The organism is Rhizobium sp. CCGE 510, assembly GCF_000292525.1.
Classification (GTDB): Bacteria; Pseudomonadota; Alphaproteobacteria; order Rhizobiales; family Rhizobiaceae; genus Rhizobium.
In genome coordinates this window covers 867409-880401 of record NZ_AEYF01000045.1, presented here as the reverse complement: position 1 = coordinate 880401, position 12993 = coordinate 867409, and the positions used below count along the sequence as shown (strand labels likewise).

Genomic DNA, 12993 nt, shown 5'->3' with positions numbered 1-12993 from the left:
GAACCTTCAATGTCGCTGACGCGTCTTCATTCTGATCCCCGAGATAGGCCGCGATCCCCCGGCTTTGTTCACGCGCGAGCGAATATGTTCTGCGGCTCTACGGTCATCAAAAGGAGCAACATGGCAAGCCACGGGGTACATGGACTTACTTCGAATATCGTACGTCATCCCGGCGTAAGACGTAAACGTGAAGTCTCTTCTACGTCCAATAGCTGGAGCGGTAAGTATGGAGGCAATCGGCCTGCCAGGATATTCTGATGGCAGTTTCAGTCGCGAAAGCGCAGGTCATGAGAGATCAACCAGTGGGCAGCAGCCAAACTTCAGCTCTTCATCCAAAAGACCCTTCAGGATGGACGAATGTCCTTGGTGTTCGCGTTTCGGCAGTCAATCTCAAAACCGCGACTGGATTTATCCAAAGGGCGATCGACGACGGCAGGAAGGAATATGTGTGCGTTCGCGATGCACATGGCATCGTCCGATGTCAGGATGATCCCGAGCTCCGGTCGATACATAACCGGGCGTTCCTTGTAACCCCCGACGGCATGCCGCTTGTTTGGGCGCTGCGACATGCCGGTCATATTGAAAGCGACAGGGTCTATGGACCCGATCTCATGTTATCCGTTTTCGATGCCGGCAGCGCCAAGGGCTTGCGCCACTTCCTCTATGGCGCGACGGCCGAAACGCTCGAACAACTGCAGGGGCGCCTTCTCGCAAAATTTCCGCAAGCACAGATCGTCGGCTCCTATGCGCCGCCTTTTCGCAAGCTGTCGACGCAGGAGGAAACGGATATTGCCGACCGGCTCAATCGGTCGGGCGCCGATATCATCTGGGTCGGGCTGAGCAGTCCCAAGCAGGAACTCTGGATGGCACGCATGCGTGATCGTCTGGAAGCATCGATGCTCATCGGTGTCGGAGCTGCGTTCGATTTCCATGCGGGCCTCAAGCGGCAGGCTCCAAGGATCATTCAGAGAAGCGGCTTCGAATGGGCGTTTCGTCTTCTGTGCGAGCCGCGACGGCTGTGGCGGCGCTATGCGCTCGTCGTGCCGACCTTCATCTCCCTGACAGCATTCCAGAGACTGGGACTTCGCAAGTTTCCGATCGAAGACGCGGTTTCTGGATCGGGTGCCTCGGGACAAATGCAGTAGAGGGGTAAAGCGTCATGTTCTCATTTGCGCCGTCAGCGATGACACCGGGTCGATCGAAGGCACCGACACCAAATGACATGACATCGCGGGCGGTTGCGGCAGGGTCCGTGCCGCCCATAGCAGCCAAGACCGCCGATCCGTTTGTACCGGCAGGGCTGGATTTGCCCGTCGCACTACGGCGCCGGCTTCCTCGGCTTGCAACGTCGTCCTTCCTGATCGCCGGCGACATCGCAAGCTATTTAATTGCCTATTTCGTTCTCCTGTCCTTTCTTCCCAGTGGTTCGGAGGACGCGATAGTGGAGCGTGCGTTCACGGTCGCAGCACTGGCTGCGATTGTTCTTTACGCATCGGCCGGCCTCTATCCTGGATATCGGCTGTATGACCACGAACATCTGCGGCGGCGCGCTATAGCTGCCGTCAAAGTGGCTGTCCTGACGGCATTCGGAGCAATTATCCTGCCGGAGGGGGATCGGCTGTTGCTTGCCATTATTGTGTTCCTCGGCCTCGGGCTGATTGTTCAGCCATTTGTGCATTGGCTTGCACGCGGCCTGTGCTGGAGACTTGGAATCTGGGGGGAGCGCGCGGTGGTCATAGGGGGGCGCAACCTTGCTTCCGCGCTCGTGGCACATTTCAACGACCATTGGCAGTATGGCATCAGGCCGGAGCCCTTTTCCACGGATACTTTGGAGGCATTGCCCGATGGCGGACCATCCATTGCCGTGATTGCGGGCGACACCGGCTCGCTTGTGCCCGACTTGGCGGCGATGCGCCGGAAGTTTGCCGAAGTCATCTTGCTGTCCGACACGCCGAGCCTCAAGGTAAGCGGATTGCGACCTGCCGATATCGGCGGAGAGATCGGTATTCGCCTCACCACCGGTGGGAACTCGGTCAACTCGGATCCGGTTCGCCGGATCCTCGACCTCGCAATCGCCATCCCTGCAACGATCGTGGTCGCGCCATTCATCGCGATTGCCGCCGCTGCAATCTATGCCATCGATCCAGGCCCTGTCTTCTTCCGGCATGCCAGGGAAGGGCGGTCCGGCAAGCCGGTGCACGTCCTGAAATTGAGGACGATGTACCAGGATGCAGAACAGCGCCTTGAAGCACTATTCCGAGACAATCCTACGATGCGCGCCGAATGGTTGAGCCACTTCAAGCTCAAGGAGGATCCGCGCGTCCTTCCAATTATAGGACATATGCTGCGCTCTTCGAGCATCGATGAGCTCCCGCAATTAGCCAACATCATCGCGGGCGAGATGGCCTTCGTGGGACCACGGCCGTTCCCAGAGTATCACCTTTCGGCGATGGACGGCGAATTTCGGGACAAGCGCCGTTCCGTCACACCGGGGCTCACGGGCCTTTGGCAAATATCCGAACGAAGCGATGCGGACATCGAGCTGCAGCAGCAACTCGACGAGTTCTACATCGACAACCGGTCCCTGTGGTTCGACTGCCGAATTCTTCTCGGCACAATCCCTGCGGTCTTCAAGCGCAGGGGAGCCTGCTGACTATCCTCGCTTCCACGAGGCAACCATCAACAACGGAGCACACCAATGCACGGTCAAAAGCGAATTATGGTTACCGGCGGCACCGGTTTTCTGGGATCATTCCTGTGCGAAAGGCTTTTGCGAGAGGGCAATGACGTCCTTTGTGTGGACAATTACTACACCGGTTCGCGCGACAATGTGCTGCACCTTCTCGACGACCCACGCTTTGAGATTCTTCGCCACGACATTACCTTCCCGCTTTATGTGGAGGTCGACGAGATCTACAACCTCGCCTGCCCGGCATCTCCGGTCCACTATCAGCACGACCCCGTGCAGACCGTGAAGACCAATGTGCACGGGGCCATCAATATGCTCGGCTTGGCAAAACGCACCAAGGCGAAGATCTTCCAGGCCTCTACCAGCGAAGTTTATGGTGATCCGGCTGTCCACCCCCAACCCGAGGAGTATCGAGGCAGCGTCAATCCCATAGGCCCGCGGGCATGTTATGACGAAGGCAAGCGGTGCGCCGAAACCCTGTTCTTCGACTATCATCGTCAATATGGCGTGGAAATCCGCGTGGCGCGGATCTTCAATACTTATGGGCCGCGCATGCAGACCAATGACGGCCGCGTCGTCTCCAATTTCATCGTTCAGGCGCTTCAAAACCAGCCGATCACCATCTTCGGCAACGGCACGCAGACGCGCTCCTTCTGCTATGTGGACGATCTGATCGAGGGCTTCATCCGCCTGATGGGTACGCCGGCCGGCGTTACGGGTCCGATCAATCTCGGCAACCCGGGAGAATTCCAGGTCCGGGAACTGGCCGAAATGGTCATCGAGATGACGGGATCGAAATCAAGCATCGTCTACAATCCTCTGCCGATTGACGATCCGACACAGCGCAAGCCCGACATCAGTCGCGCAAAGCAGGACCTGGGCTGGCAGCCGACAGTGAACCTGCGAGAGGGGCTTGAGAAAACGATCGCGTATTTTGAGTGGAAGCTTTCCGGCGGAGCCAAGAGCGTGCCTGGCGTCCGGTCCTCGCGAACGGCCTACACCTATCTGCCTACCCCGGCCGTCGGCCTTCCTGTTCCGCAAGCGGCGCCCCTGGGAACGTGAACAGCAACGGCAAAGCGAAAACCAAGGCTCGGTTTCTTTCAATGAACCGAGCCCCAAACCGCGGTTTGCAAAAAGAGCGGCCGCCGTCGGACGTGCAAATCGCCGCAAAAACACTGAGGACATGAAGCATGCGCATTGCTGTTATTACGCCATACTACAAGGAGCCTAACGAGCTCCTTGAGCAATGCCGGGCGAGCGTTCTCGACCAAACCGTTGCATGCGACCATGTTTTTGTTGCCGACGGGTTTCCGAACGCTGTCGTCGGTGGCTGGCGCGCAAAACATTTCATCCTGCCCAATGCTCACGGCGACGCAGGCAACATGGCTCGCGTGATCGGCAGCCTCAGTGCCTTTGCCCAGGGCTATGACGCGGTAGCGTTTCTCGATGCGGACAACTGGTACAAATCCGACCACATCCAGCGCCTGCTCGAACTTCACCGCCGTACCGGTGCTGCGGTTTGCACATCGAGGCGTTCGATGCACCGTGCGGACGGCACCTACATGTTCGACGACTTAAAGAGCGACGGCCGTACGCACGTGGATACCAACTGCTTATTTCTTACGCGACCGTCCCTGCCGATCATTGCGCGCTGGGCTCACATGCCGAGGGAACTCTATCCAGTCGGAGATTCCGTCTATTGGAGCTCGATCCGGAGCTCTCGGCTGTCGTGCGCTCATGAACCGACCGCGACGGTATGCTACCGCACGACGTGGGAAGCCGACTACAAGCGAATAGGAGAGCCTGCCCCTGCGGGCAGCAAGACCCTCGCGTTCACCGACCAGCCGTACTACTGGTTCAAGTCTCTCCCGGCTCGGGACCGCTGGCGCATCTGGCAGGATTTCGGCTTTCCGCTCAGGCGGCGCACGGTGGCAAAGCTGATCGGCCAATATGCGCTGTCAAGGCTCTCCCCCTACTCTTATCTCGGCGCCAAACATGAGTACTGAAAGTCTTGCCGAGTCCGTAATCCCTCGTCTTCTTACCCGGCCCGCCTTGTTAGGGATCGTCTGGTCGCGCGCGAAAACATTTCTCGACGCCTGCGAGAATGAAGCGGCAGACAACGCATAACAACGAAACGATCTGACGTCCGGAAGATCTGTCAAACCAAGTGACGCAGTGCGCACGGAGGAAGAAATTTGCAACGTGTTGATGTCGTAATTCCCTGCTATAACTATTCACATTTCTTGCAGGAATGCGTTGAAAGCGTCCTTTCGCAGGCGGGCGTCGATGTGCGCGTGCTCATAATAGATGACTGCTCACCAGACAATACGCCGGAAGTCGGAATGGCCCTGGCATCCCGCGACAAGCGGGTCACCTATCGACGGCACACGGCAAACATGGGCCACATCGCCACCTATAACGAGGGGATCGATTGGGCAGGCGGTGACTTATTCCTGCTCCTTTCTGCGGATGATTATCTACTGCCGGGCGCGCTGGACCGCTCGGCGGAGCTGATGCGCAATTATCCGGATGTGGGGTTGGCGTTTGGGAACGCGCTCATAGCGGAGCCGGATGGCACGATGAGCAAGCGCGCTGATCCTCTCGGCGACAATTACGTGCACCCGATGCAGATTTTTTCCGGTGGGCAATTCATGCGGTTGAGTGGAGCGCGCAATCTCGTTCCAACGCCAACGGCTGTTGTGAGGACGGCGCTGCAAAAGCAGGTCGGCGGCTATAACAAGGAACTGCCGCATGCCGGCGACATGGAAATGTGGCTGCGGCTCGCATCGCATGCCGGCGTAGGCTTTATCAATGATGATCAAGCAGTATATCGCCAACATGCTTCGAATATGTCGCGGCAATACTATGGAGAAAATATTCTCTCCGACCTTCTGCAAAGAAAAAAGGCTTTCGATACCCTGTTTAGCCAAGCGGCCGATGGTCTCAAGAAAGATGAGATGTTACGACGCTTTCTTGCCAGAGATCTCGCAAATCGGGCGCTTGAACTGGCTGGAATCGCGTTCAACAACTTCGACGTTGCGACGGCCGTGGCTATCCAGCGTTTTGCGCTGGAGGTTTCTCCTGATGTGCGGAATTCGTTCCCTTGGATCAAGTTGGTCTGCAAAAAAACGATCGGGCCAAAGTACTGGTACGCCTTGAATTCTATGAGGCGAAGAGTTGTAGCATAAGGCAGCATCGGACCGAGCTAGTTCATCCGCAAGTGCGGAAAAACAGTCCGTAGTTGGGCTCGATCGCTTTTCATGCCAAGGTCGTGGGAAGCGTAATAGATTGCCCCGGCATTAAAAGACCCGGTGACGCATTCGCGCCACCGGGTGATTTGAGCAAGAATGTGGTTGAAGAAAAGATTTGCTCCAGCCGTAGTGTCAGAACAACGTCTTATTCACGCCAATGCCGGAATAGCATTTTGGAACAAGTCGTTAAGCTTGAAGACAACCTCCGTCCTATTCGTTGCCTTGACCTTTTTCATGATGTTGCGGACATGCACCTTGACGGTGCTTTCCCGCAGGTTGAGCTCATAGGCTATGATCTTGTTCGCCTTTCCGCGCCGCAGTGCCGCTACGACTTCGGCTTGGCGATCCGTGAATATCCCGGCCAGTGGGTGCGCTGTCGGGTTGTTCGACTGCAGCAAGTGACGCATGGCGAACAGGGCACTTGCAGGCACGAAAAGTCCGCCTGCCACCGATAGCGCAATGAGCTCCATGCAGACGCTAATGCTGACGCTGGCAGGTATGTAACCCTTGGCTCCGTAGTCGATCGCCTTCACGATCTGGGCGAAGTCGTCACTATCAGACAATATGATGACCGGTGTCGACACGAATTCCGACGAAAGGCTCTTGATCTGCTCCGAAACGACAGGGTCGTCGACCGTCTTGCCGCCGACGTTCAAGAGGATTGCAGAAAGCGGAGGATATTCCTCGCGCCTTTGCTTCCACTCTTCAATCGATCCGAATGCCAGAATCGCGAAGTCTGCCGTGTGAGCGGCCATGCACTGCGCAAGGCAGTGCCGATCAAGTTCCCTCTTGTCGAGAATAACAAGCGAGTGCTTTGACTTTGACGGTCCGGCAAACGCCGTCGAGCCGTCTTCGATCTCTAACGGAAGAGATACGTTTTCCTGCCTGTGGTTTATATTTATTGTATCCAAAGCCCCATCCTCCCAGTCTTTTTCTACGCGGTACTTCAAAGTCGAACATCAAACTCCTCTGTAAATATGGGAGTTTAATTACCAGAAGTGCTAATTTAATACCACAGTTCCGAGGATGTTAAACTAATTAATAGTGGTTACCTCAGCACATAAGTTCCATGCAGAGATACAAATGGTTATTTCGTTGAAATTGACCAATCTGTATCTAATTCATTTGTATGTCGACCGATGAGGTTGCTACGAATATTCATTCGACCTCGCTAAACCTATGTAAAGCATGCCCGTCTTCGACGTAGAGGATCAGGATCGATCGTCGCGTGACGTGTCGCTGCGGATGTTCGTTGGCATAGACGTTCGCATGCGATCATCATCCAATTTTCGTAAGCAGATACGCCTTTAGGTGGACGAGCTTCAACGTTTTGTTTCTTTACTAAGATGAAGAAAACAATTCTTTTTGAAGCGAAGAAATATTTGCTCTGACGAAACGAAACCTTGCATTCATTCTTGCGATTGTCGGTTTCACCCAAGTCAGGGTCTGTTGAAGAGTAGGGGGCGAGTTGGGATGATTGCATCGAACGTCAACCTGGGTGACGGCTGCGTTATCCACCATCGGGATCTTGTAAATCTCTACGGCTGCACGATCGGCGCGGGAACGCGCATCGGCACCTTCGTTGAAATCCAGAAAAACGTCATCGTCGGAAAAGACTGCAAGATCTCTAGCCATTCCTTCCTCTGTGAAGGCGTGACGCTGGAGGACGGCGTTTTTGTCGGCCACGGGGTCATGTTCACCAATGATACCTACCCGCGGGCCGTCAATTCGGATGGCAGTCTGCAGACGGAGGCCGACTGGGTTGTTATCCCCACCCTGGTCAAGCGCCATGCGTCGATCGGCAGCAACGCCACCATTCTGCCCGGCGTGACCATCGGAGAGGCCGCACAGGTCGGTGCCGGCGCGGTTGTAACGAAGGATGTGCCTGACGGGGCCATTGTTGCCGGCGTTCCGGCGAGGATCACCGGTCGCGTTCATGACCGGTCAGTTAACATGCAAGCGTTGGGAGGAATGCGATGATCGGCATTGCTGTTGTTGGATATGGGTATTGGGGTCCGAATCTGGTTCGGAACATTTCGGAAGCGGCCGGCGCACAGCTCCTTTCGGTCTGTGATCTGAATGTCGAACGGTTGGCGGCCGTTAAAAGCCGGTATCCCGCGGTAACGATCACCGACAATTTCGAGGAACTTTTGCGCGATCCGAAAGTGCATGCAATCGCCATCGCAACGCCGGTCTCGACCCATTTCAAGCTCGCAATGCAGGCGATGATGGCCGGAAAGCATGTCTTTGTCGAAAAGCCGATGGCATCGACGACGGAGGAAGCCGCGCGGATGGTCGAGGAAGCCGCGCGCAGACGCCTCGTGCTGGCCGTAGATCACACCTTCGTCCACACCGGCGCCGTCCGCAAGATGCGCGAACTGGTCGAAAGCGGCTTGGGCGACATGTATTACTACGACTCGGTTCGGGTCAATCTGGGGCTGTTCCAGCATGATGTCAGCGTCATCTGGGATCTCGCGGTGCACGACCTGTCCATCCTGGACCATGTCCTGCAGGAAAAGCCGGTGGCTGTTTCTGCGACGGGCATGAGCCATGTCCTCGGTGAGCCGGAGAACATCGCCTATCTGACGCTGTTCTTCGAGAGCAAGCTCATCGCACACATCCACGTCAATTGGCTCGCGCCGGTCAAGGTGCGCCGCACGCTCATCGGCGGCAGCAACAAGATGGTCGTCTATGACGATCTTGAGCCCAGCGAAAAGATCAAGGTCTACGACAAGGGCATCACGCTGAACCCAAATTCTCAGGCCTACGGCGAGAAGGTGCATCAGATGATGGTGGGTTACCGCAGCGGCGACATGTGGGCGCCCAAGCTCGATATGACCGAAGCGTTGAAACGCGAACTAGATCAGTTCGTCGATTGCATCGAGCAAAATTCGCGGCCCATTACCGACGGGCTCGCCGGACTGCGTGTCGTCCGCATCCTTGAAGCCGCGAGCCGGTCGCTCGCCCAGCGCGGTCGTATCATCGAACTTGAAGAGGCGAGGCGCATTGCATGATCCCGTTCCTGGACCTCAAAGCACAATATCAATCGATCAAGAGCGAAATCGACGCCGCGGTGCTCGGTGTTCTCGCCTCGGGGCAATACATACTGGGCGAAGAGGTTGCGCGTCTCGAGCAGGAGTTCGCTGACTATTGCGACGTCAAGCACGCAATAGCCGTCAATACCGGAACGAGTGCTCTGCATCTGTCGCTTCTTGCGGCAGGCGTCGGCCCCGGTGATGAAGTCATCACCGTGCCATTCACCTTCGTCGCCACCGTATCGGCGATCTGCTACGCAGGTGCACGACCGGTCTTCGTCGATGTCGAGCCCGTGACGCTCACCATGGACCCGGCTCAGCTCGAGGCAAAGATTACACCCCGAACCAAGGCCATTATTCCCGTCCATCTTTATGGCCAGATGGCCGATATGGACGCGATCAAAGCGATTGCCGACCACTACCGGATACCGTTCATCGAGGATGCCTGCCAGGCGCACGGAGCGCAATATAAAGGCGCGCGCGCCGGCAGCATCGGCACATCCGGCTGCTTCAGCTTCTATCCCGGTAAAAATCTCGGCGCCTGCGGCGAGGGGGGTATCGTCGTCACCAACAGCGACGATCACGCCAAGACGATGCGTATGCTGCGCGACTGGGGGCAGGAGCAGCGCTATCACCATCTGCTGAAGGGCTTCAACTACCGCATGGACGCCATTCAGGGTGCGATCCTGCGGATCAAGCTCCGTCATCTCGAAGCTTGGACCGAAGCAAGGCGCGCCCATGGACGCCGCTACTCGTTACTGCTTGGGGGTTCGACGAATTTGAGGACGCCTGTCGAAATCGCCGACCGGCGCCACGTCTATCACGTCTATGCCATCAGAAGCCGCGATCGCGACGAGCTTCAGCGTGTACTGACCGCGGACGGCATTCAGTCCGGGCTGCACTATCCCATCCCCGTTCATCTGCAGAAGGCCCATGCCGACCTTGGTTACCAAACCGGCGATTTCCCAATCTCGGAAGCCGCCGCACGGGAGGTCCTCTCGCTGCCGATCTATCCCGAGATGCCTGCGTGGCATGTCGATCAGGTGGCCGCCGCGCTGGAGCACGCCTATGTCAGCTAGTCGTGCAGGGGAGGCCCGGATCGTGCAGGCGGTCCACGGCCGTCATGAAAGACCGGCGGACCCTGCTTACCAGGCCGGTCTGGCCGAAGAACTCAGGGTGTCTTATGGGCGCGCTGGTCTGATCGAACTCTACGCTCGCTTCGCGACGGGGGATGGTGTCGTCGACACCATGATGCGCAAAGCCATCTGGCAAGCGATCACGCGGAGCTGTGGCACGGGATTGCAGGTTGCAGGCGGTGCCGGTTTCAAACATCCGGAAACTTTCGAAATCGGTGATGGAGTGTTCATTGGCGCCCAGGCCTATATCCAGGGACGCTTCGACGGTACTTGCGTGATCGGCAACAATGTCTGGATCGGCCCGATGGCCTATTTCGACGCGCGCGACCTGGTGATCGAGGATTGTGTCGGCTGGGGGCCCGGCGCCAAGGTGCTTGGCTCGACCCACACGGCCCTGCCGGTGGATCAGCCAATCATCCGCACGGATCTCGAAATCAAGCCGGTCCGTATCGGCGCATGGGCCGACATCGGTACCAACGCCACAATCCTTCCCGGCGTGACCATCGGGAAGGGCGCGATCGTCGGCGCAGGCGCCGTTGTCGTCTCGGATGTCGAGCCGTTTTCAGTTGTCGCCGGTGTGCCGGCGAAGTTCGTACGCTGGCGCACGGAAGCCGATCCTGTGCTGGATATATCGCATGGAGGAAGATCGTGAGAAATCAACGGGTGCTCATTACCGGCGGAGCCGGCCTGATCGGGTCGCATATTGCCGATCTCGTCGCATTGGAAAAACCGCGTGAGATCATCATCCTCGACAACTTCGTGCGTGGACGCAGGGACAATCTCAGCACGGCAATTGCCAGTGGGGTCGTTAACATCATCGAGGGAGATATCCGCGATAGAGCGCTTCTGGTAAAAGCCTTCGAAGGCGTCGATATCGTCTTTCATCAGGCCGCCATCCGCATCACGCAATGCGCGGAAGATCCACGGCTGGCCTTCGATGTCCTTGCGGAGGGCACGTTCAACGTTCTCGAATCTGCCGTCAAGGCAGGTGTCTCGAAGGTGGTTGCTGCTTCCTCGGCTTCCGTGCTGGGGCTTGCCGAAAGCTTTCCAACGACCGAAGAGCATCATCCGTACAATAACCGGACGATCTACGGCGCGGCGAAAACATTCAACGAGGGGCTGATGCGCAGCTTTGCGGAGATGTACGGCCTGCGCTATGTCGCGCTGCGTTATTTCAACGTCTACGGCCCGCGCATGGACGTCTACGGCGCCTATACGGAAGTTCTGATCCGTTGGATGGAACGTCTGGTGGCGGGAATGCCGCCCCTCATCTATGGGGACGGTAGCCAGACGATGGATTTCGTCGATGCACGCGACATCGCCCGCGCAAACATTCTGGCGGCGAAAAGCGATGTCACGGATGAAGTGTTCAACGTCGCGAGCGGCCAGGAAATAAGCCTGCTGGAACTCGCGAAGATGCTGAGCGACATTATGGGGTCTTCACTCGAGCCGGAGCACAAAGAGGCCCGAACGGTCAACGGCGTGACCCGTCGTCTTGCCGATATCAGCAAGGCCGAACGGCTCCTCGGCTTCAAGGCGGAGATCTCTATGGAGCAAGGGCTTCGTGATCTCGTTGCCTGGTGGCAAAAGCAGACCGACGCAGGGGGGCAGGCAGCATGAGCTCATCTCAATCCGCAATTCTGGCCACAATTCCAGTCGCCAAACCCGTCCTCGGGGAGGAAGAGGCTGAGGCTGCGCGCCGCGTTATTCTGTCGGGATGGGTGACGCAGGGGCCGGAAGTCGCGGCTTTCGAGCGTGAATTCGCTGCCTTTGTCGGCGCCGCGCATGCCTGCGCCATGTCCAATTGCACGACCGCGTTGCATCTGGCTCTGAAGGCGGTCGGCGTATCCGCCGGTGATGAAGTCGTCACGGTCAGCCATTCCTTCATCGCGACCGCAAACGCGGTTCGGTACTGCGATGCGGTGCCCGTTTTCATCGATATCGAAGAGGATGGTTACAACATCGAAGCCAGCCTGATCGAAAGGGCAATCACACCCCGCACCAAGGCAATTCTCTGCGTCCATCAACTCGGCATGCCTTGCGATCTCCGCGCCATCGTCGAGATCGGCAAGCGCCATCAGATACCGGTCATCGAGGATGCAGCCTGCGCGACGGGAAGCGAAATCCTGTGGGACGGGCGTTGGGAAAAGATCGGCAAAGCGCATGGTGACATCGCCTGCTTCTCCTTCCACCCGCGGAAAGTCGTCACGACGGGCGATGGCGGCATGTTGACCACCGCCAATCCCGAATATGACCGGAAGTTTCGGCTCTGGCGCCAGCATGGCATGAGCGTCACCGATGCCGTTCGTCACGGCTCGAAACAGGTCATCTTCGAAGACTATGACGAGTTGGGTTACAATTACCGGATGACCGATCTTCAGGCGGCCGTCGGACGCGAGCAGTTGCGCCGGCTGCCGGAGTTGGTTGCCCAGCGCAGACTGCTTGCCGAGCAATATTGCGAACGTCTGTCAACGATTGCCGGGCTTTCTCTGCCGGTCGAACCGGGCTGGGCTCGCAGCAACTGGCAGAGTTTCTGTGTGAGATTGCCCGATACGGTCGACCAGCGGGCTGTCATGCAGACCCTGCTCGATCAGGGTATATCGACCCGGCGTGGTGTGATGAACATTCATCTGGAGGGAGCCTATTCAAGTGCGAGCTCCCACCGCGCTGCCACAAGCCTGATGCGAAGTGTATCTGCGCAGCAGCAAACGCTCATCCTGCCGCTTTATGCCCAGATGACGGTGTCTGACCTGGACCGGGTTGTCGAGGCACTTCGCGCAGCTCTTGCGGAAGCGACCGTCGGAGCCGCGAGCGCGCAACGTGTCATGGATGTCGCTGTCGCCTGAACCCGCATTTGCCTGACGTCACATAACAATCGGCAT

At 57.5% G+C, this 12993-nt stretch carries 12 protein-coding genes; 11 read left to right on the top strand and 1 reads right to left on the bottom strand.

The window, feature by feature from the left end; translation table 11 throughout:
- Positions 1-257 precede the first annotated feature (257 nt).
- The 5 genes from RCCGE510_RS28040 (at position 258) to RCCGE510_RS28020 (ending at position 5877) form a co-directional block, all read left to right on the top strand.
- On the top strand, positions 258-1145 hold the full coding sequence (locus tag RCCGE510_RS28040) for a WecB/TagA/CpsF family glycosyltransferase (RefSeq protein WP_240539690.1): 888 nt from the start codon (positions 258-260) through the stop codon (positions 1143-1145).
- A gap of 14 nt (positions 1146-1159) precedes the next feature.
- Positions 1160-2653: a sugar transferase gene (locus tag RCCGE510_RS28035; RefSeq protein ID WP_037079872.1), complete on the top strand. Its 1494-nt coding sequence runs from the start codon at positions 1160-1162 to the stop codon at positions 2651-2653.
- 45 nt (positions 2654-2698) lie between these two features.
- Positions 2699-3751, top strand: coding sequence for a UDP-glucuronic acid decarboxylase family protein (locus tag RCCGE510_RS28030; protein WP_037079869.1), 1053 nt, complete (start codon positions 2699-2701; stop codon positions 3749-3751).
- A gap of 128 nt (positions 3752-3879) precedes the next feature.
- A complete protein-coding gene (locus RCCGE510_RS28025) occupies positions 3880-4695 on the top strand; it encodes a glycosyltransferase family 2 protein (protein WP_007635864.1) in 816 nt (271 codons plus the stop codon).
- A 189-nt stretch (positions 4696-4884) separates the two neighbouring features.
- Entirely contained in the window at positions 4885-5877 is a 993-nt protein-coding gene (locus RCCGE510_RS28020) for a glycosyltransferase family 2 protein (protein ID WP_007635862.1), read from the top strand.
- 212 nt (positions 5878-6089) lie between these two features.
- Here RCCGE510_RS28020 and RCCGE510_RS28015 read toward each other — a convergent pair whose 3' ends face one another.
- The gene (locus tag RCCGE510_RS28015; protein ID WP_007635860.1) at positions 6090-6851 is read right to left on the bottom strand and encodes a response regulator transcription factor; all 762 of its coding nucleotides are present in this window, start codon (positions 6849-6851) and stop codon (positions 6090-6092) included.
- A gap of 562 nt (positions 6852-7413) precedes the next feature.
- On the opposite strand from RCCGE510_RS28015, the gene RCCGE510_RS28010 reads away from it, so the two are divergent.
- The 6 genes from RCCGE510_RS28010 to RCCGE510_RS27985 are packed head-to-tail and all read left to right on the top strand — an operon-like array spanning position 7414 to position 12957.
- Positions 7414-7920, top strand: coding sequence for an acyltransferase (locus RCCGE510_RS28010; protein ID WP_007635858.1), 507 nt, complete (start codon positions 7414-7416; stop codon positions 7918-7920).
- Positions 7917-8954: a Gfo/Idh/MocA family oxidoreductase gene (locus RCCGE510_RS28005; protein ID WP_007635857.1), complete on the top strand. Its 1038-nt coding sequence runs from the start codon at positions 7917-7919 to the stop codon at positions 8952-8954. The genes RCCGE510_RS28010 and RCCGE510_RS28005 overlap by 4 nt, the downstream gene beginning before the upstream one ends.
- Positions 8951-10054: a DegT/DnrJ/EryC1/StrS family aminotransferase gene (locus RCCGE510_RS28000; protein WP_007635855.1), complete on the top strand. Its 1104-nt coding sequence runs from the start codon at positions 8951-8953 to the stop codon at positions 10052-10054. Before RCCGE510_RS28005 ends, RCCGE510_RS28000 begins: the two co-directional genes overlap by 4 nt.
- Positions 10044-10763 (top strand): acyltransferase, encoded by a 720-nt coding sequence (locus tag RCCGE510_RS27995; RefSeq protein ID WP_037079866.1) that lies wholly within the window; start codon positions 10044-10046, stop codon positions 10761-10763. Before RCCGE510_RS28000 ends, RCCGE510_RS27995 begins: the two co-directional genes overlap by 11 nt.
- A complete protein-coding gene (locus RCCGE510_RS27990) occupies positions 10760-11731 on the top strand; it encodes an NAD-dependent epimerase/dehydratase family protein (protein ID WP_007635851.1) in 972 nt (323 codons plus the stop codon). The genes RCCGE510_RS27995 and RCCGE510_RS27990 overlap by 4 nt, the downstream gene beginning before the upstream one ends.
- Positions 11728-12957 (top strand): DegT/DnrJ/EryC1/StrS family aminotransferase, encoded by a 1230-nt coding sequence (locus tag RCCGE510_RS27985; RefSeq protein WP_007635850.1) that lies wholly within the window; start codon positions 11728-11730, stop codon positions 12955-12957. Before RCCGE510_RS27990 ends, RCCGE510_RS27985 begins: the two co-directional genes overlap by 4 nt.
- Positions 12958-12993: the final 36 nt, after the last annotated feature.